The organism is Nocardia concava NBRC 100430 (genome assembly GCF_000308815.1).
GTDB lineage: Bacteria > Actinomycetota > Actinomycetes > Mycobacteriales > Mycobacteriaceae > Nocardia > Nocardia concava.
On the sequence record NZ_BAFX01000203.1, the window covers coordinates 12,381 to 30,502 of the forward strand.

18 protein-coding genes are annotated in these 18,122 nt (G+C 68.3%); 11 read left to right on the forward strand and 7 right to left on the reverse strand.

The features are described from left to right. Positions 1-8: 8 nt before the first annotated feature. A complete protein-coding gene (locus ON43_RS40115; RefSeq protein WP_040816138.1) occupies positions 9-1,136 on the reverse strand; it encodes an agmatine deiminase family protein in 1,128 nt (375 codons plus the stop codon). 218 nt (positions 1,137-1,354) lie between these two features. Between ON43_RS40115 and ON43_RS40120 the strand changes: the two genes are divergently transcribed. Then, positions 1,355-2,089 carry a maleylpyruvate isomerase family mycothiol-dependent enzyme gene (locus ON43_RS40120; protein WP_051180107.1) on the forward strand — a complete coding sequence of 245 codons (735 nt, stop codon included), beginning with the start codon at positions 1,355-1,357 and terminating at the stop codon, positions 2,087-2,089. A 13-nt stretch (positions 2,090-2,102) separates the two neighbouring features. After that, positions 2,103-2,684: a TetR/AcrR family transcriptional regulator gene (locus tag ON43_RS40125; protein ID WP_040816140.1), complete on the forward strand. Its 582-nt coding sequence runs from the start codon at positions 2,103-2,105 to the stop codon at positions 2,682-2,684. Positions 2,685-2,686: 2 nt separating this feature from the next. Here ON43_RS40125 and ON43_RS40130 read toward each other — a convergent pair whose 3' ends face one another. Further along, on the reverse strand, positions 2,687-3,565 hold the full coding sequence (locus tag ON43_RS40130; protein ID WP_040816143.1) for a TIGR03619 family F420-dependent LLM class oxidoreductase: 879 nt from the start codon (positions 3,563-3,565) through the stop codon (positions 2,687-2,689). Between the two features lie 83 nt (positions 3,566-3,648). On the opposite strand from ON43_RS40130, the gene ON43_RS40135 reads away from it, so the two are divergent. The 7 genes from ON43_RS40135 to ON43_RS40165 all read left to right on the forward strand — a co-directional run bounded on the left by ON43_RS40135 (position 3,649) and on the right by ON43_RS40165 (position 10,261). Next, positions 3,649-4,158 carry a winged helix-turn-helix transcriptional regulator gene (locus tag ON43_RS40135; RefSeq protein WP_040816145.1) on the forward strand — a complete coding sequence of 170 codons (510 nt, stop codon included), beginning with the start codon at positions 3,649-3,651 and terminating at the stop codon, positions 4,156-4,158. Positions 4,159-4,201: 43 nt separating this feature from the next. Continuing rightward, the gene (locus ON43_RS40140; protein WP_040816147.1) at positions 4,202-4,717 is read left to right on the forward strand and encodes an SRPBCC family protein; all 516 of its coding nucleotides are present in this window, start codon (positions 4,202-4,204) and stop codon (positions 4,715-4,717) included. Further along, the gene (locus tag ON43_RS40145) at positions 4,717-5,766 is read left to right on the forward strand and encodes an LLM class flavin-dependent oxidoreductase (RefSeq protein ID WP_040816148.1); all 1,050 of its coding nucleotides are present in this window, start codon (positions 4,717-4,719) and stop codon (positions 5,764-5,766) included. The genes ON43_RS40140 and ON43_RS40145 overlap by 1 nt, the downstream gene beginning before the upstream one ends. A 90-nt stretch (positions 5,767-5,856) precedes the next feature. Further along, on the forward strand, positions 5,857-6,513 hold the full coding sequence (locus ON43_RS40150; protein WP_063712723.1) for a GntR family transcriptional regulator: 657 nt from the start codon (positions 5,857-5,859) through the stop codon (positions 6,511-6,513). A gap of 56 nt (positions 6,514-6,569) precedes the next feature. Continuing rightward, positions 6,570-7,970 (forward strand): allophanate hydrolase, encoded by a 1,401-nt coding sequence (locus ON43_RS40155; protein WP_040816150.1) that lies wholly within the window; start codon positions 6,570-6,572, stop codon positions 7,968-7,970. Beyond that, on the forward strand, positions 7,967-8,659 hold the full coding sequence (locus ON43_RS40160; RefSeq protein WP_040816151.1) for a cysteine hydrolase family protein: 693 nt from the start codon (positions 7,967-7,969) through the stop codon (positions 8,657-8,659). The genes ON43_RS40155 and ON43_RS40160 overlap by 4 nt, the downstream gene beginning before the upstream one ends. A gap of 12 nt (positions 8,660-8,671) precedes the next feature. Then, positions 8,672-10,261, forward strand: coding sequence for a SulP family inorganic anion transporter (locus tag ON43_RS40165; protein WP_040816152.1), 1,590 nt, complete (start codon positions 8,672-8,674; stop codon positions 10,259-10,261). Here ON43_RS40165 and ON43_RS40170 read toward each other — a convergent pair. The 4 genes from ON43_RS40170 to ON43_RS45360 form a co-directional block, all read right to left on the reverse strand. After that, a complete protein-coding gene (locus ON43_RS40170) occupies positions 10,221-12,128 on the reverse strand; it encodes a serine/threonine-protein kinase (protein ID WP_040816154.1) in 1,908 nt (635 codons plus the stop codon). The two genes, ON43_RS40165 and ON43_RS40170, sit on opposite strands and share 41 nt — an antisense overlap. After that, on the reverse strand, positions 12,125-14,020 hold the full coding sequence (locus ON43_RS40175; protein ID WP_051180109.1) for a serine/threonine protein kinase: 1,896 nt from the start codon (positions 14,018-14,020) through the stop codon (positions 12,125-12,127). Before ON43_RS40175 ends, ON43_RS40170 begins: the two co-directional genes overlap by 4 nt. Positions 14,021-14,027: 7 nt before the next feature. Beyond that, positions 14,028-15,173 (reverse strand): DUF7373 family lipoprotein, encoded by a 1,146-nt coding sequence (locus tag ON43_RS40180; RefSeq protein WP_157514422.1) that lies wholly within the window; start codon positions 15,171-15,173, stop codon positions 14,028-14,030. Between the two features lie 136 nt (positions 15,174-15,309). Next, on the reverse strand, positions 15,310-15,486 hold the full coding sequence (locus ON43_RS45360) for a DUF6374 family protein (RefSeq protein ID WP_157514423.1): 177 nt from the start codon (positions 15,484-15,486) through the stop codon (positions 15,310-15,312). Positions 15,487-15,588: 102 nt separating this feature from the next. Between ON43_RS45360 and ON43_RS40185 the strand changes: the two genes are divergently transcribed. After that, positions 15,589-16,470: an RNA polymerase sigma-70 factor gene (locus ON43_RS40185; RefSeq protein ID WP_218003516.1), complete on the forward strand. Its 882-nt coding sequence runs from the start codon at positions 15,589-15,591 to the stop codon at positions 16,468-16,470. 24 nt (positions 16,471-16,494) lie between these two features. Here ON43_RS40185 and ON43_RS40190 read toward each other — a convergent pair whose 3' ends face one another. After that, positions 16,495-17,247 (reverse strand): SDR family oxidoreductase, encoded by a 753-nt coding sequence (locus ON43_RS40190; protein WP_040816158.1) that lies wholly within the window; start codon positions 17,245-17,247, stop codon positions 16,495-16,497. A gap of 55 nt (positions 17,248-17,302) precedes the next feature. Between ON43_RS40190 and ON43_RS40195 the strand changes: the two genes are divergently transcribed. Next, positions 17,303-17,911 (forward strand): maleylpyruvate isomerase N-terminal domain-containing protein, encoded by a 609-nt coding sequence (locus ON43_RS40195; RefSeq protein ID WP_040816160.1) that lies wholly within the window; start codon positions 17,303-17,305, stop codon positions 17,909-17,911. Positions 17,912-18,122 lie beyond the last annotated feature (211 nt).

Below are 18,122 nucleotides of genomic sequence, written 5' to 3' on the forward strand. Positions count from 1 at the left end.
CGGTCGCCTCAGTCGACGGGTTCCTGCTGTGTGGTGCAGTGGATGCCACCGCCGCCGGCCGCGATGGCGTCGATATTGATCTGCACCACCTGGCGTTCCGGGAACAGGCGCTGCAGCGTGTTCTTCGCCGCGGCATCGGTGTAGGCGTCGCCGAACTCCGGGGCGATCACGCCGCCATTGCAGACGTAGAAGTTGATGTACCCGGCCGCGAAGTCGTCGCCCGCGCCCTTGTAGCGCAATTCCGAAGGCGCTTCGAGGGTTTCGATCTCGAGCGGGCGGCCCTGCGCGTCGACGGCATTGTGCAGCAGCTCGAGGTGGCGGCGGGTGACGTCGTAGTCGAAGGATTCCTCGTTGTCGTCGAGTGCCGCGACCACCACGCCCGGGCGGGCGAAGCGGGCGTAGAAGTCGGTGTGACCGTCGGTGATGTCGTGCCCGGCGATCCCGGGCAGCCAGATCACCTTCTTGATACCGAGCAGATGCTCGAGCTCGGCCTCCACATCGGACTTCTTCCAGCCCCGGTTCCGATTGTTGTTCAGCACACAGGATTCGGTGATGATCGCGGTGCCCTCACCGTCGACCTCGATGCCGCCGCCCTCGAGCACCAGATCGGTGTGCACGGTCTCGACACCGGCGCGGCCGTCGACGAAGGTGGCGACCTTGCTGTCGCGGCGGTGCTGCTGCTTGCCGCCCCAGCCGTTGAAGTTGAAGTCGACACCGGCCTTGGTGCCGTTGCCCTTCACGAATACCGGCCCGGTGTCGCGGATCCACAGATCGTCGATCTCGGTGACGATGAGCTCGACGTTGGCCCCGCCGAGCAGGTTGCGCGCCATGTCCAGTTCGTCCTGGCGCACCAGCATGGACACCGGCTCGAAGCGGGCGATGGTGGCGGCGATGGTGGCCAGGTTCTGGCGCACCTGCGGCAGCAGCTGCTTGCCCCAGATCGCCTCGCTAGCGCCGAAGGCCATCCAGGTGCGCTTGTGCGGCGCGCCCTCGTCGGGCATCACCCAGGAGCGGCCGTCGTCGGACTTGGTGCTGGTATCGCCGCTGAACCACGAGGAGACGGGTCCCTCGCAGCCCGCGAGCAGCAGCCCGCTCATCGTCAGTAGGCCGGATCGCATGAATCCGCGTCGTTGCATCTCGCTCGTCTCCTCGGTGGTCGGACAGGAGGAAACATAATCCTGACTGAATTTTCAGTCAAGGATCGTGGCGGGTGTCACCCCGGCGGTTTCGTGCGGTCGGATGACCCGGGTCGGACTTCCGGGAGTCGTATATCTTTGCGCGCCAGCGTCATTCGCCGCCCGAGAGCCCTAGGCTGAGGCCGAATCAAGATCATCCATTGGAAGGGACTCGGCGCGTGACGGGCTTGGGTGTGGGCTGGCTGGAACCTATCGAGGCGTCCACGCAGCGGTTTCTCGCGACCGTCGAGGCGATGACCGATGAGCAGCTCGGCGGCGACTCACTGGTTCCGCCGTGGACGCGGGGGCACGTCCTCGCCCATGTCTGCCGGGCGGGCGACAGCCTGGTGCGATTGCTGACCTGGGCGCGGACCGGGGTGGAGACACCGCAGTACGCGAGCATGGAGGCGCGGGCGGCGGAGATCGAGGCGGGTGCGCGGCGGCCGGTGGCCGAGCAGCTGGCCGATGTGGCGGCCAGTGCCGAGCGGTTCGCGGAGGCGGTGCGACTGCTGACCCCCGACGCGTGGCAGCGCGAGGTGCGGCCGCGCACCGGGGAACTCCGGACGCCGGAGACGCTGGTGCCGATGCGGCTGCGCGAATTGGAGATCCATCACGCGGATTTGAATGCCGGGTATTGCTTCGCCGATATCCCCGAGCCCGCGGCCCGCTGGATTCTCGACGATATCGCCGACGCGATGATCCGGTCCGAGTCCGGCACTCCGAGTCTTGTCCTGCGGGCCACCGATTCCGATTTCCACCGCGACCTCACCGGGGACCGGCACGCCGCCGCCGTCGAAATCGCCGGCCCGCAGGCCGATCTGCTCGGCTGGCTCAGCGGCCGGATTCCGGCCGAGGAAACCGCGCTGACCGCCGGACGGGCAACTCCGGTCCCGCCCGCGCCGACCTGGATCTGACTAGAATTCAGAGATGACGACCAGTAAGAACACGGTTGTCGGAATACGCGATCAACTCGTGAACGCCGCGTACGAACTCTATACCCGCACCGGGGTGCGCGCGGTGACCTCCGACATGATCGCCGCGCGGGCGGGCGTCTCCAAAGCCACGCTGTACGAACACTTTCCGACACTGGAAGAGCTGGTCACGGTGGTGCTGCAGCGCCGCGAGCAGCTGTGGACCTTCGGACTGATCGAGGAGCAATCGCGGCTGCGCGGCAGTACACCCGAGGAACAGCTGCTGGCCATCTTCGATGTCTTCGACGAATGGATCGCCACCGCCGATTTCGATGCCTGCCTGTTCATCAATGTGCTGCTGGAAATGGGCGCGGATCATCCGTTGGGGCGCGCGGGAATCGAACACCTGCAGACCATTCGCGATATCGTGGCCGCCCGCGCCGAACGCGCGGGACTATCGGACGTCGACAATTTCGCGCGCTGCTGGCACATCCTCATGAAGGGTGCGATCGTGGCCGCCGCGGAGGGCGATCGGCAGGCGGCGCGGCGGGCCAAAGCCATGGCCTTGCAATTGATCCGGCTGCACCGACCCAACTGACGTCACGCCGGATCGAAGCAGCTCAGCTCCGCGAGCGCCGCCAGCTGATCGAGGTACTGCGGGAGCGATTCGTGGCGTACGCGCGGCTGCACGATGGTGGCACCCGCTTCGGCGAGCTCGCCCAGCGCCTGTTCGGCGTGACCGGGTTCGGCCATCGGATCGATGCGTCCCGCAGTACCCACGACCACCTCGAATCCCGTTGTCCCGCAGTCGACTCCATCGAGGCGCTGCCGCAGCGTCGCCGCGTCCAGTCCGGCCGGAATCCAGCCGTCGCCGAGCGCGGTGGCCCGCCGCAAGGCCGCATCGCTGACCCCGCCGACCCACAGCGGCATGCGTGGCTGCACGGCATGTGGTTCAACCACCAGGCCGTCGAAGCTGTAGTACGTGCCCGAATACTTCGGTTCGCGCCGGCCGAGCGCCGCGCGCAGGGCCGCCATGGCATCGTCGGCGCGGCGGCCGCGATCGGCGAAAGACGCGCCCAGCAGCTCGAATTCCTCCCGGGCGGTGCCGACCCCCACGCCCAGCACCACGCGTCCCCCGCTGATCGCGTCCAAGGTCCCGTACCGCTTGGCAATGGCCAGCGGATGGTGATAGCCGAGCACGATCACACTGGTGCACAACCGGATTCGCGTCGTGCGCGCCGCCACGTACGAGAGCGTCGCCAGCGGATCCCAGTACCGCGTCCCCCGCGACCCGCCCAGCATGGCCGACCCCGAATGCTCGGCCACCGCAACATGTTCGCTACAGGTCAGATGATCGAACCCCAGCCGGTCCGCCGCCTCGGCGATCCGCGCGATCTCGGCGATTCCGGCCTCCCGCTCCCAGGCGGCCGAGCGCCCCGGAATGTCCAGCACCACCGGGGTGGAGATCCCCATCCGCATTCTCGTCAATCCTTTCGCGGCAGCCGTGACCTGCACCGATGCCGTCCGGCATGGTCCTGTTGCGAGACCAGTATTCTCGGGGAATGAAGCGTACGTCCTTCGCGCGATGGCCCTGCTCGGTGGCCCGGACCATGGATCTGCTCGGCGACTGGTGGACACCGCTGGTGCTGCGCGAGGCCTTCTACGGCGTGCGGCGATTCGACGAATTCCAGCAGGAACTGGGGATCGCCCGCAATACGCTCAGCGATCGCCTCAAACGGCTCGTCGAGGAGGGACTGCTCGAAAAGCGGCCGTATCACAGCGAACCCGTCTGGTACGAGTACGTGCTCACCGAGAAGGGGCGCGACTTCTGGGACGTGCTGATGGTGATGTCGCGCTGGGGTGACCGCTGGCTCGCCGACGATGACGGTCCGCCGGTCGTGCTGAACCACACCGCCTGCGGTCACGACACCCAGCTCAAGGTGGTGTGCGAGCACTGCGAGCAGCCGGTGCCCATCGAGGAGTCGCGGCTGCGCATGGGCCCCGGCTATCCCGAGCGGTTGCGGGAGCGACCCGACATCGTGGCGCGCTTCGCCCGGCAGGAAACCAAATAACCATCGTTGACCTGCTTAGTCTATTTATGTGACTATCCAGTGCATGGAGTGGACGGGCGCGAAGTACGCCGACGGACCGACAGCACAGGCGGAGATCTGGATCGACGCACCCCCTGAGAGGGTGTGGGCGCTCGTCTCCGATATCACGCTGATGCCGGAATTGAGCGAGGAACTGCAAGCGGCGCAGTGGGTTTCACCGGAGACCCCGCCGGGCGTGGGCGCCACTTTCGTGGGCACCAGTTCGCACGCGGCCCTCGGGGAATGGTCGACGACCTCCCATGTCGTGGAGTGGGATCCGCCGCACGTTTTCGCCTGGGCGGTCGCCGATCCCGAGAACCCGTCCGCCACTTGGCGTTTCACCCTCGAGGATGCGAACGGCGGCACCACGCTGCGGCAGTGGGTGCGTATGGGCCCGGGCCGCTCGGGCCTGAGCGTCGCCATCGACGCCATGCCGGAGAAGGAGGAGAAGATCGTCTTCGTCCGCATGCGCGAATTCGAATCCGCCATGACCACCGTGGTCACCGAGATCAAGCGCCGCGTCGAGGAGGCCACCCGCTGATGCGCACCGCCACCACCGTCGAACTCTCTCGCGATTCCCGGCAGGTCATCGATTTCGTCCGCGAGGCCGACACCATGGGCCTGGATATCTGCTGGGTGGCCGAGGCCTGGGGCTCCGACGCGCCCTCCGCGCTCGGCTATCTCGCCGCCCGCACCGAGCGAATCCTGTTGGGTTCCGGCATCATCCAGCTCGGCACCCGCTCCCCCGTCGCCATCGCCCAGGCCGCGCTGACCCTGGCCGAACTCTCCGGCGGCCGTTTCCTGCTGGGCCTGGGCGCATCCGGCCCGCAGGTCATGGAGGGCCTGCACGGCGTCCCCTTCGCCCGGGCCCTGACCCGCATGCGCGAGACGATCACGGTCATCCGCCAGGCCTGGTCCGGCGAGAAGATCTCCTTCCAGGGCCGAACCATCCGAATCCCCTTGGACGGCAACAGCAAACCGATGCGCCTGTCCATGCCCGCCAACACCGACATCCCCATCTACATCGCCAGCATGTCCCCGAGAATGCTGGAACTCACCGGCGAACTGGCCGACGGCTGGCTGGGCACCAGCTTCGTCCCCGAGGGCTCGAACGCCTACTTCGACCACCTCGACGCGGGTCTGAAGGCCGCCGGTCGAACCCGCGCCGACATCGACGTCTGCCAGGGCGCGGAGGTGGCCCTCTTCGACGACGAGGAAGCCGTCTCCCGCCACATAGCGGGCCGAAAACTGGAGCTGGCCTTCAGCATCGGCGGCATGGGCAGCGCGAAGACCAACTTCTACAACGCCGCCTACGCCCGCCAGGGCTGGTCGGAGGTCACCGAGGCGATCCGCGACCGCTGGCAATCCGGCGACCGTACCGGCGCAACCGAACTCGTCACCGACGAGATGATCCTCGCCACCACCTTGATCGGCACCCCCGACATGGTGAAGCGCCGCCTCCAAACCTGGAGCGACGTCGGCGTCGACACCGTCCGCCTCTACCCCGCGGGCGAAACCGTCGACGCCAAACTGACCAACCTGGCCCAAGCCCTCGACCTCGTCGCCGAGCTCGACCAGACACCCGCATAATCGTCAGCCCTTCCGCCGCAGCAAGTCTCGGACCAGGCACGACAGGCCGTGACGAACCGGTCAGCATAATCTCGTGACATGGTGTCGCGGATGAATGGGGCGGTTTTGCCGCCGAGCCTGGTGGAGATGGCGACGCGGCAGGTGCGTGCCGAGGTGCTCAGCGGGGAGCGCGAGCCCGGAGAGCGGATCGGTGAGGAGGCGCTGTGCGCGCGGTTGGGGACCAGTCGCGCGCCGGTGCGGGAGGCCTTGCGGCTGCTGGCGCAGGAGGGGCTGATCGAGCATCTGCCGCGGCGCGGGTTCCGGGTGGCGGTCTGGTCGGAAACCGACATTCTGCAGCTGTTCGAACTGCGGCGGGTGCTCGAACGGCACGCCATCGAATCCGCGTTTCCGCTTGCGGCCGAGGGGGATCCGCTACACGCGGTGCGGGCCGCGCTCGAGGATATGCGCGCCGCGGATGCCGCGGAGGATCTGTTCGAGCGTGACAATGCCCATCGACGCTTCCACGCCGCCATCGTGGCGCTGGCGGGCAACCGGCAGCTGGATCTGGCCTATGAACCCATTCTGTTGAAGCTGCAGTTGCCGATGGCCCGCAACCTGCGTACCGAGGCGCGGATCGCGCAGCGCCGCAACGGTGTTCGCCGTCATGCCGAGTTGCTGGCGGCGCTGGAGACCGGAGACGCCGCCGTCGCGCGCGCCGCCCTGCTGCGGCACGGGGAACTCGCGTATCTGGATCTCGATATCCGCTAACACAGCGGATACATTGCGACACCTCCGATTTCACACATTCTGTCGACAATCGACAGATGCTGAACCCCGGTCCCACGGTCGCGGAGATTCTGGCCTCGCACGAAAGCGGTAGCGGCTCACCGACGCATACCGCCGCGAGGGTCGCGGACGCCATCGAGGCGCGCGGCGCGGACGGCACCTGGATCACGCCGGTCCCGCGCGAGCGGCTGCTGGCCGACGCGACCGAGATCGAGCGCCGCCCCGGGGCGCGCACGCTGCCGCTGTACGGCGTGCCGTTCGGGGTGAAGGATTCCATCGATGTGGCGGGCTGGCCTACCACGCTGGCGTGTCCCGATTTCGCCTATACCGCCACCGAGACCGCGCCCGCCGTGCAGCGCCTGCTGGACGCGGGCGCGCTGTTCGTCGGCAAGACGAATCTGGACCAGTTCGCGACCGGGCTCAACGGCACCCGCACCCCGTATCCGATTCCGCGCAGCGTCTTCGGCGGCGAATTGATTTGCGGCGGTTCGAGTTCCGGTTCGGCGCGCGCGGTGGCGCTGGGCCAGGTGCCGTTCTGCGTGGCGACCGATACGGCCGGGTCGGGCCGGGTGCCCGCCGCGCTCAACGGGATCCTCGGCTGGAAGCCCTCGCGCGGGCTGATCAGCACGGTCGGCCTGGTCCCGGCGTGCAAGTCGCTGGACTGCCTGACGCTGATGGCGACCACGGTGGCGGATCTGGACCGGGTGTTCGACGTCATTGCCGGCGTCGATCCCGATGATCCGTGGAGCCGGGAGCGCGGACTGCGCTTCGGCGGCGGACCCGTGCGGATAGGGCTGCCCGACGTGACCGAGCTCGAGTTCTTCGGCGACGAACTGTTCCGCGCCGCGCATATGGGTGTGCGGGATCGGCTGGGGCGGCTCGGATTCGACTGCGTGCCGACCACGCTGGAACCCTTCCTGGCGGCGGGCGAGCTGCTCTATCAGGGCCCGTGGGTGGCCGAGCGCCTCGTCGAGTTCGAGGCGTTCCTGGCCGCACAACCGGAGTCGATCCTGCCGGTGATCCGCGAAATCCTCACCGGCGGTTTCCGATTCACCGCCGTCGACGTCTTCCGCGCCCAGCAGCGGCTGCAGGAATTGCGCGCCACGGTGGCGCGGATGTGGAGCGACTTCGACGTGATGGTGGTCCCCACCCTCGGCACCACCTTCACCGTGGACCAGGTGCTGGCCGATCCCATCGCCACCAACACCACCCTCGGCCACTACACCCATTTCGGCAATCTGCTGGATCTCACGGCGATCTCGGTGCCGGTGGGCATGACCGCCGACGGCCGCCCGCTCGCGGCCATGGTCTTCGGACCGGCCCGCACCGACGACACCGTGCTCGCGGCGGCCGCCCGGCTGCTCGACGAGCCGCGCCGCGCCGCGCTCGACGAGCCGCGCCACCCGAACCTCCGTCTCGTACAGAAGGAACGACCATGACGGCAGCGCACCGCATTCCGGCCCAGCCCACCGACTTCCCCTTCGACCCGAGCACCCTCGCACTGCTCGTCATCGACATGCAGCGCGACTTCCTGCTCCCCGGCGGTTTCGGCGAGAGCCTCGGCAATGACGTGGCGCTGCTGCGCACCGTCATCGAACCGCTGGCCGCGCTCATGACCGCCGCGCGGGCCGCGGGCATCCCCGTCATCCACACTCGCGAGGGCCATCTGCCCGACCTGTCGGACTGCCCGCCCGCGAAACTGTCGCGCGGCAACCCCTCCCAGCGCATCGGCGACCCGGGCCGGTTCGGGCGAATCCTGATCCGCGGCGAATACGGCCACGACATCGTCGACGAACTCGCGCCCCTGGCGGGCGAGGTGGTGATCGACAAGCCCGGCAAGGGCGCGTTCTACGCCACCGAACTCTCGGATGTGCTGGAGAGCAAGGGAATCCGCTCCCTGCTGGTCACCGGTGTCACCACCGAGGTCTGCGTGCACACCACGGTGCGCGAGGCCAATGACCGCGGCTACGAATGCCTGGTCGTCTCCGATTGCGTCGGTTCGTATTTCCCGGAGTTCCAGCGCGTGGGCCTGGCCATGATCGCCGCCCAGGGCGGCATCTTCGGGTGGGTCGCCGATTCCGCCGCCGTCCGCGGCGCGCTCACCTTCTCCCCCAGCCCGGCCCAGTGAACAGGAAGTCCCATGTCCGTCGAAACCAAGCTGCCCGGTGAAACCGGCAGTGCCGCACCGCTGTCGCTGCCGTGGTGGACCCGCGGCGACACCAATGCCTTCTTCGGGTTGTCGTTCAACATCCTCGTCAATGTCCTGACCCTGACCACGCTGACCATCGCGGTGGTAAAGATCCCCAGCCACGACGTGCTCGGCACCGTCCTGCCCGCGCTCGGGGTCGCGCTGGTGCTGGGCAACCTCTACTACATGATGCTGGCGCGGCGACTGGCCCGCCGCGAAGGCCGCACGACGGTCACCGCCCTGCCGTACGGGCCGAGCGTGCCGCACATGTTCATCGTCGTGTTCGTGGTCATGCTGCCGATCTACCTGAAGACCAATGATCCGATGCGGGCCTGGTCGGCCGGTCTGGCCTGGGCGTTCATGATCGGCGTGATCGTCATGATCGGCGCGTTCGTCGGCCCCTACATTCGCCGGATCACCCCGCGCGCGGCCATGCTCGGCACTCTGGCGGGCATCTCCATCACGTTCATCTCCATGCGTCCGGCCGCGCAGATGTGGGAGGCGGCCTGGATCGGGCTGCCGGTGCTGGCCATCATCCTCATCGGCTTCTTCACCGATGTGCGCCTGCCGGGCAATGTTCCGATCGGGTTGGTCGCACTGCTGGTGGGCACCGCCATCGGCTGGATCGGCGGCTACATGTCGGTGCCCGATGTCTCCAAGGCCGCGCACGACATCGCGCTCGGACTGCCGGATCTGCGGCTGCACCTGCTCTTCGACGGACTCTCACATCTGGGTCCGCTGCTCGCGACCGCGATTCCGTTGGGCGTCTACAACTTCACCGAGGCCATGAGCAATGTGGAGAGCGCCGCCGCGGCGGGCGACAACTACAACCTGCGCAGCGTCCTGCTGGCCGACGGCTTCGGCGCCATCATCGGCTCCGGCTTCGGCTCCCCCTTCCCGCCCGCCGTCTACATCGGCCACCCCGGCTGGAAGGACGCCGGCGGCCGCACCGGCTACTCCCTGGCCTCCGGCGCGATCATCGGATTGATGTGCCTGCTGGGCCTTTTCGGCATCCTCGCCACCCTGCTCCCCATCCCGGCGATCGTGCCCATCCTGCTCTACATCGGCCTGCTGATCGGCGCCCAGGCCTTCCAAGCCGTCCCCCGCCTGCACGCGGTAGCGGTGGTGGCCGCCCTGCTGCCCAACCTCGCGCAATGGGGTGTCGGCCAGATCGACAACGCCCTGTCCGCGGCGGGCACCACCGCCGACAAGGTCGGCATGAGCGCGCTCGGCCAGGCCGGAGTCGTCTACGACGGCCTGAGAACCCTCGGCGAGGGCGCGGTCCTGGCGGGCCTGGTCCTGGGCACCATGGTCACCTTCATCCTCGAAAAGCGCTTCCGCGCAGCCGCTCTCGCCTCCGCGGTCGGCGCCCTCCTCAGCTTCATCGGCCTCATCCACGCCCCCGAGGTGGCCTGGGCCGCCGCCCCGAAGGTCGCCCTCGGCTACGTCTTCTTCGGCCTCGTCTGCCTGGCCTGCTCGTTCCTCCGCGGAACCCGTTCCGTCACTTCACCTTCGGAAGCCGAGCAACCTCAGCCTTCATAACCGCTTTGGCGGTCGCACAGACGCTCGAACTCCCCACCGGCTTGCCGCTGATCATTACCTCGAGCATCTCGCGGTCGGCTCCGACGGTCCGATAGGGGTAATCGAGCGCGCACGAGGTGGCGGCGTCGGATTCGTCGGCATTGTTTGCCAGCCCTTGGAGGCCGTCGCCGAGGTCGACGGTAGAGGAGTACTTGCCGTAGGTCTTGTCCCACTTCAGGAGTCTGGTCGTCACGGTCGCCGCGCCCTTCCACTCGCACGAATGCGCGGTGACCGTGGCCGGCCGCTCGGGAAGCTGCCCTATCAAGGCACTGAGCTGTTCGCGGGTGATCAGCTCACAGGCATCGAGCGTAGCCGCCGACGCCGGGTCGGACTGCGTGGGGATCGCATGGCGGGACATGACCATCCGGGACAGAATCTCCTGTGCGAAACCGCAATCAGCGGAATCCTCGACCTGGAACAGAATCCCCCAGTGCTGCCCGGACCCCGACAGGTCCACACCGCGATAGCATCCGACACCGATCATCGAACCGCTGTCGGCCAGGAGAGGGAAGCCATCGACCATCGCGCCGGTGGCGGTGGTGGCCAGGGTGGTCGACTCCCCCGCGTGGATCGAGAGAAATTCATTGCCCGAGCCCACAGAACAGCCGAAATTCTCCGAGGTCTGCCAGACCCAGGTCGTCGGGTCGGGCGACATGGTGGAATCGGAAGGCACCTCGGCGGGCAACGACCGACGCGCCCACTCACAGACATCGGCATTGCGAAGCTGGGCCAATGTCGGCGCCGGAGCCGTATGGTGACCGGCGCCTTCGGGATACACCAGCAAGGCTGAACCCGCCGCCACGGCCGCCACTATCGAGACCACCGCCGCGCCGACCCCGATCCGGCGCTTCCGGCGCGTGCGCTCCTCGGCCACCGTGCCCGGCCGCGCCGCAAAGCCTGTACCGGTGCCCGATCGTGAAACCACCAGCGTGGCATCGGGACTGGCGGTGATCCCGGCGAGTTCGGTCGCCTGACGCTGGATCGCGTCCCGCACGGGTGGCGGCCACGGCGCGACACCGTCGGCCAACCGGCCCAGGTAATCGAGCAACTGGCCCGGTGTCGGCCGCCGGTGGGGATCTTTGTGCAGGCAGGCCGCTATCCAGGGCCGCAACTGTGGCGGCACACCCGACAGGTCCGGCTCGGTGTGCACGATATTGAACAGGGTGTAGGCCATCGACGCCGCGGTGAACGGCGCCCTTCCGGTCACGGCCATGACCAGCAGTGATCCCAGCGAGAAGATATCGCTGGCCGGGGTGATCGGTTGCGACAGTGCCTGTTCCGGCGACATGTACGCCGGAGAGCCCAGGGCCGAGCCGGTCTCGGTCAATCCGCTGCGCGCCTCGGTCAGCTGCGCGATCCCGAAATCGATCACCCGGGGTCCGTCGGGGGCGAGGATGACATTGGCGGGCTTGAGATCCCGGTGTACCAGGCCCGCGTGATGGATGTCCCCGAGAGCGACCGCGAGGCCGACCGCGAGCGCACGCACCGCCGGTACGGGCAGCGGACCGTAGTCGTGCACCGCCTGGTCGAGGGGTATTCCGGCCACGAAGGCCGAAGCCAGCCAGGGCGGATCTCCGTCGACGTCGAAGTCGATGACGGCCGCGGTGAAGGCCCCCGAGACCCGGGTGCTGGCGATGACCTCGCGGCGGAAGCGGGCGCGGTATTCGCGCTCGTCCATCAGATGCGCGTGAATCTGCTTGATCGCAACCAGCCGCCCGTCGGGGCCCGCGCCGAGCAGGACGCGGCCCATACCGCCCGCGCCCAGTTTCGCCAGGGTGCGGTAGCGGCCGATCGCGACCGGATCACCCGCGGCCAGTGGCTGCCTCATGATTTCGGCAGCCGGGACAGGACGTCGGCGAGCAACTGCGCCGCCTTGTCGCACGAATCGCTCGTGCCCGTCCACCGGTTGAGGTTGAGCTCCACGACCTCCGCCTGGTTCCCGGTGGTCAGTCGCGCGATGTATTTCAGGTTGCAGTATTCGGTGTGCGTTTCGCTCTGATTGACGTACGCGGTCGCCGAGCCGATCGACCTCGTCTTGATCTCCTCGCCGCTGACGCTGATATCCGGCCGCAACTCCTCACTGAACCGGACGAGGAACGAGAAATCCGATCCTTCGACGAGGCACTGATCGACGGTGTCGGTGCGCCGGGCCGGATCACCCGCGAGGGTCCGGCTGAGGGTGGGATCGAGGAGCAAGCAGGGGTCCACGCGCAGGATCGAATTCTGGGGCAAGTGTTTTCGAGGCGCGTACCGAGCCAGCTGCTCGACGACCGCGGTCAGGGAGGCTTCGGCTGCCGCGCACAGCTCGTCGTCGCTTCCGGTGCCCTGGACCCACATTTCCAATCCGTCCTGCTCGCTGTTCGGGAGGATCATGCCGCGCTCGCAGAGGTGGTCGGGCGGACGGTTGCTTTCGAGGATCGGCGCCCAGGCCACGGTCCGGCCCGTGGGAATCATGTGAGCGAGCACTTCTTTCGACGGCAGAGCTGCGAACAGCGTGAAGTTCTTCTTACCCTTGTCTTTGTCGGTGTAGTCGGTCTCGCAACCGTTGGTACCGAACGTCTCCAGATCACTGCTGCGGGTGCCGAAGGTGTCGCGCAGCGCTCGGTCCATCAGGGCGCAGCCATCCAGCTCGCGTAGTTCCGCGGGAGTGACCGTGAGCGAGGGGTCCGCCATGGGCACCGCGTGCCCCGGGGACCGCGCCCAATGCCCCACTCCGACAGCGAATGTGGACAGGGCCAGCACGGCGACCGTCGCGACGGCCAACCACCTGATGCGGTCGCGGCGGCGAATGCGCAGGCGCTCCAGTTCATCTCGGTAGCTCGCCTCGCGCTCGGCGGTCTGGGCCCACCAGTCCGAGTCGGCGCGGTGCGCCGCGATAGTGGCCCGCACCGGTTCGGGCCACACCGGCTCGGCGGGCAGGTGCGCGGCCGCATCGAGCAGCTGCTGCGCGGTCGGTCGCCGCGCGGGATCCCGTGCCAGACAGGCGTTCACGAGCTCGCGCAGCGACGGCGGGACCCCTTGCGTATCCGGGGGCGAGTGCATGACGTGGTAGAGCACCTGCGGCGTCGAGTTCCCCGGGAACGGGCTCGTGCCGGAGGCCGCCAGGGTCAGGATCGCGCCGGCGGAGAACAGGTCGGCAGCGGGGGTGGCCGCCGCGCCCTCGGCCTGCTCGGGTGCCATGTACGCGGGTGAACCGATGGCCCCACCGGTGGCGGTGAGCTGCGGATCATCACTCTCGAGAGCGCGGACGATACCGAAGTCGATGACGCGCGGGCCATCCTCGGTCAGCAGCACATTGCCCGGATTCAGATCCCGGTGTACCAGCCCCGCCCGGTGGATCTCCACCAGCGCTGCGGCGAGCCCGGTGGCCAGCAGCCGCAGCCCGCCCAGATGCATTGGCCCGCACCGCTCGACCACCGCGCGCAGATCCGGCGCGGCCACGTACTCGGTGGCCAACCACGGGCTTTCCGATCCGGTATCGCTGTCGACGACGGCGGCGGTGTACGCGCCGGTGAGCTGCCTCCCGGCCTCGACCTCGCGGCGGAAACGCAGCCGGAACCCCGGGTCATCGGCCAGATGCTGGTGAATGTGCTTGACGGCCACCAGCTTTCCGGTCGGCGCCCGGCCGAGCAGGACCCGACCCATGCCGCCCCGGCCGATGACGGCGATCATGCGGTTGCGTCCGAGCCAGCGGGGATCGCGCGGCGTCAGGGGTTTCATGCCGTCCTCATTTCGGATCAGCCATGACCGCGTACTGCGCGGCTGCCAACTGCCGCACCTCGGTGCCGGTATTGCCGTACACCACGGCCACGAGGGCGTCGCGGACGACGAGGCAGCGGTAGCGGCGCGGTTCGGTGACGAGCGGGTCCGGCGCGGTCGCCTGCGAGCACGTGATGCCGGACCGTCCGGTCACACCCGGAAGGGACCGATAACGCGAGGCGCTGTCCCGATCGGTGAGCCAGCGGGCCAGTTCCGTCGCGGACGCTGGGTCGCGCGCCCGGAACAGGTGCTTGTTGTAGGACACCGCGATCGCGGTGACCCCGCGCTCGTCGTATTCGGCCGTGTCGGCGGCGGGGCTGGTCGACAGCACAGCGTAGGCGCGGGGGCCGTAGACGGCGAATTTCGTGGCGTCGGGCTGATATTCGCCGGTCTTGACCAGTCGCGGCAACAGGTTGTCCGGGTCCAGCGAGAGTCTCGCCAGGTCCGGCAGCCGCGTCGCGGTGAACGAGGCGAGCGCGATCTGCTGCTGCCCGAACGCGCGTGCCACTCGGTCGGTGAGCTCGCCCAGATCCGGGTCGGGCCGTTCGGCCACCACCCGGATGACGAGCGTCTTCCAAGCCAGCCAACTGCTCAGCATGGGCACGCCGGGCCGCCAGTGGCTCAGCGACCCGGGCACGGAATCGATTGCCACCGGGGCATTGTCGGTCTTGTCGGCGAAGTCGGCGTGCTCCAGGTCGGCAGCGGCGACGATCGCGGTCTGCTCATCGGGAAAGGCGAACACCTCCACAGACAGCGACTTCCCCGGGGTGTTCTTGTCCAGATACGCCCTGTTCGCCGCGCGGGTCTCGAAGCCGCCGAGCAGGGTGTAATGCCCGAGCACCGTCTTCTGCGGGCTGATCTGCGAATCCGCCAGGCCTTGAAAATCGAGGAGCACACCGCCGCCGCGACCGGCCGACAGCTCCGGGTCGACACTCGTAGGCGAGACCATGTGCTCGCCCAGCCGCAGCGATTCCACCAGAATCCCGCGCGCCGCACTCGGTGCCCGGTCGTAGTCACCGTCCACCCGCCGCGCGGGATAGGGACCGTAATCCTGTGTCTCACCAGGGCTTTCGCCGCATCCAGCCGAGACCGCGACCAGTATTACCAAACCCATTGCGGCCATGGACGATCGACGGCACCGTGCACGCATGCGTCACTCCCCCAACCCGAAACTCCCCTTCGGGCCACGAGATTACTGAACACCCGCCCACCGCGCCACGGATATCGGCGCGGACTTCGAGCGCCACCCGCTACTCGAGGCTGTCGGTTTCCTCGAGGAAGATGCGCAGGCCCTCGCCGATCTTGCCCGCCGCGTTCTCGAGCTGTTCGGGCGAGAGGACCTTGCCGAAGGAGGCGGCCTTCAGGAGTTGGCGCTGGACCTCTTTGAGGTTCATCGTCGCCCAGTCGCGGCGGGAGAGTTCCGGCATGGGGCGGTACGATACCTCGAGTAGAACGTTTGTTCGAGTGTCACAGGATGGGTGGTTGTGGTGTCTAGTGGTGACATGCCCGAGAAGGAGATGGGAGCACCCATGACCACGGCCGCTACCGAAGCGTTCGTCACGCACCGGAATCTGCTGTTCACCGTTGCCTACGAGATGCTGGGGTCGGCGGCGGACGCCGAGGACGTGCTGCAGGAGACGTGGCTGAAGTGGACGGGGGTCGATCTGGACACGGTGATCGATCAGCGGGCGTATCTGGTGCGGATCACCACGCGGCAGGCGCTGGGGCGGTTGCGGACGCTGGGGCGGCGCAAGGAGTCGTATGTGGGGCCGTGGCTGCCCGAGCCGTTGCTGACCGCGCCGGATGTGGCCGAGGATGTCGAACTGGCCGAGAGCGTTTCGATGGCCATGCTGCTGGTGATGGAGACGCTGACGCCGACCGAGCGGGCGGTGTTCGTGCTGCGCGAGGTCTTCGATCTGCCCTATGACGAGATCGCCGAGGCGGTGGACAAGACCCTGGCGGCGGTGCGGCAGATCGCGCACCGGGCGCGCTCGCATGTGGCGGCGCGGCGGCCGCGGGGTGCGGTGTCGGCGGCCGAATCGCGCGAGGTGCTCGACGCGTTCCAGCGCGCGGTCGAGACCGGGGACCTGCAGACGCTGCTGGATCTGCTCGCACCCGATGTGGTGGCGCTCGGCGACGGCGGCGGGATCCGGTCGGCGCTGCCGCAGCCGATCATCGGCGCGAACAAGGTGGCGCGGCTGTTCACCAAGGGCTGGTCGACGCTCGGCCCGGACGTGTCGTTCGAGACCTCGATGGTCAACGGGCATCCGGCGCTGCTCATCCGGCGGCTCGGCGAGATCGACACCGTGCTGGCGCTGCGCATCGACGACGGGCTCATCACCGGGCTGTACTCGGTGCGCAATCCGGAGAAGCACACGCACATGGAGCAGGTGACCGCGCTCAGCCGGTGAGCGCGGTCGGCCTGAACCAGGCGCTCAGCCGCGTCCGATGTAGGGCATGCCGTTGGCCATCACGGTCTGGAACGGGACATTGACGTCCAACGGCAGCTCGACCTGCTGGGCCACCACCCGCGCCACGGTCGCGGCGTCGATGGTGGGTTCGGGCCGGATGCTGCCGTCGGCCTGCAGCGAGCCCGACGCGATGCCCGCGGTGAGTTCGGTTGCGGCATTGCCGATATCGATCTGCCCCGCCGCGATATTGTGCGCGCGACCCTCCAGGGCGAGGGCCTTGGTGAGCCCGGTGATGCCGTGCTTGCTCGCCGTATAGCCGACCGCGTGCGGGCGCGGGGTGTGCGCGGAGATGGATCCGTTGTTGATGATCCGCCCGCCCTTCGGGTCCTGATTCTTCATCAACCGGAACGCCGCCTGCGCGCACAGGAACGAACCGGTCAGATTGACGTCGACGACCTGCTTCCACTCGTCCACCGACACCTCGTCGATGGGCTTGGTGGGCCCGAACATTCCGGCATTGTTCACCAGCACATCCAGCCGCCCCCACCGCTCCACGATGTGCGCGAATAGATCGACCACGGCTGCGGGATCGGTGACATCGGCCGGGAACGCCTCCGCCGCACCGGGTCCGGGCGCACTCGCCACCGACTCCTCCAGCGTCGCGGCGGTCCGCCCGACCGCGACGACCTGATGCCCGGCCGCGGTCAGCGCATGGGTGAAGGCCCGGCCCAGCCCGGATCCGGCTCCGGTCACGAGAACGATCTTGGAAGTGGTCACGGCTCCGAGCGTAGGCACCATAATGGAGTCACCGACGACCGCACCGGGGTTTCGCATGGACATCGCAGTGCTGGAGCAGGTTTGGCAGGCATGGGCCCGACGGGTGCCCGCATTGACCGAGGACGAGTGGGCGGCGCCGACCCGGCTCCCCGGATGGTCGGTGCGGGACCTGCTCGCGCACGTGGCGCCGGGTCCGTCGGTGCTGGACCACCTGCGCGGCCCACACGTGGCCGAACCCCTGGTAGTCGACGGTCCGGACATGCTGCGGCGGTTCAATCTTCCCGGCGGCGCGGCGCACACCATGGCCGCCGATGTCGCCGAGCGGGCGCGGCAGGAGGCGGTGGCCGGGCCCGCGACCGTGATCGACTACTTCCTGACCAACGGTCCGGTCATGCTCGCCCTGCTGTCGGAGGCCGAGCCCGCGGCCGGTATCGCGCATCCGGTGCTGGGCAGCGTCAGCTTCCGGGCGCTGGCCGAGGTCGGCGTCGTCGAGGCGACCGTGCATCTGCTGGACCTGATCGCGGCGATCGGCGGGCCGCCCCCACCCGAGGCCGCCCTGCGCCGCAGCGTGGAAATCCTTGCCGCCGTGCCGCCGTCGACGGCATTCATCGAGGCGGTCACGGGCCGCGGGCCCGCCGAGGCGGTGGTGCCGATCCTGCGATAGGCGGGTCGGCGCAGGTCGGGTGAAACAGAATGGGTGCCGGCAGCGAATATCCGGGCACGTGGGGCGGCAGTGCGGCCGAGCACGGGAGAGTAGCCGTTCGATAGCCGGAATGCGTTGCGGCCCAATTGGATCGAACCGCGTGATGGTGCCGGCTCTGCTAATCTCTGGCAGAGGCGTTCGGCGTTGAACGAAAGTTCGTGTGGGGCCCGCT

Coding starts and splice junctions, on each gene's coding strand:
- ON43_RS40115 (WP_040816138.1), bottom strand. CDS start 1,136: ATGCAACGACGCGGATTCATGCGATCCGGCCTACTGACGATGAGCGGG.
- ON43_RS40125 (WP_040816140.1), top strand. CDS start 2,103: ATGACGACCAGTAAGAACACGGTTGTCGGAATACGCGATCAACTCGTG.
- ON43_RS40130 (WP_040816143.1), bottom strand. CDS start 3,565: ATGCGGATGGGGATCTCCACCCCGGTGGTGCTGGACATTCCGGGGCGC.
- ON43_RS40135 (WP_040816145.1), top strand. CDS start 3,649: ATGAAGCGTACGTCCTTCGCGCGATGGCCCTGCTCGGTGGCCCGGACC.
- ON43_RS40140 (WP_040816147.1), top strand. CDS start 4,202: ATGGAGTGGACGGGCGCGAAGTACGCCGACGGACCGACAGCACAGGCG.
- ON43_RS40145 (WP_040816148.1), top strand. CDS start 4,717: ATGCGCACCGCCACCACCGTCGAACTCTCTCGCGATTCCCGGCAGGTC.
- ON43_RS40150 (WP_063712723.1), top strand. CDS start 5,857: ATGAATGGGGCGGTTTTGCCGCCGAGCCTGGTGGAGATGGCGACGCGG.
- ON43_RS40155 (WP_040816150.1), top strand. CDS start 6,570: ATGCTGAACCCCGGTCCCACGGTCGCGGAGATTCTGGCCTCGCACGAA.
- ON43_RS40160 (WP_040816151.1), top strand. CDS start 7,967: ATGACGGCAGCGCACCGCATTCCGGCCCAGCCCACCGACTTCCCCTTC.
- ON43_RS40165 (WP_040816152.1), top strand. CDS start 8,672: ATGTCCGTCGAAACCAAGCTGCCCGGTGAAACCGGCAGTGCCGCACCG.
- ON43_RS40170 (WP_040816154.1), bottom strand. CDS start 12,128: ATGAGGCAGCCACTGGCCGCGGGTGATCCGGTCGCGATCGGCCGCTAC.
- ON43_RS40175 (WP_051180109.1), bottom strand. CDS start 14,020: ATGAAACCCCTGACGCCGCGCGATCCCCGCTGGCTCGGACGCAACCGC.
- ON43_RS40180 (WP_157514422.1), bottom strand. CDS start 15,173: ATGGGTTTGGTAATACTGGTCGCGGTCTCGGCTGGATGCGGCGAAAGC.
- ON43_RS45360 (WP_157514423.1), bottom strand. CDS start 15,486: ATGCCGGAACTCTCCCGCCGCGACTGGGCGACGATGAACCTCAAAGAG.
- ON43_RS40185 (WP_218003516.1), top strand. CDS start 15,589: ATGACCACGGCCGCTACCGAAGCGTTCGTCACGCACCGGAATCTGCTG.
- ON43_RS40195 (WP_040816160.1), top strand. CDS start 17,303: ATGGACATCGCAGTGCTGGAGCAGGTTTGGCAGGCATGGGCCCGACGG.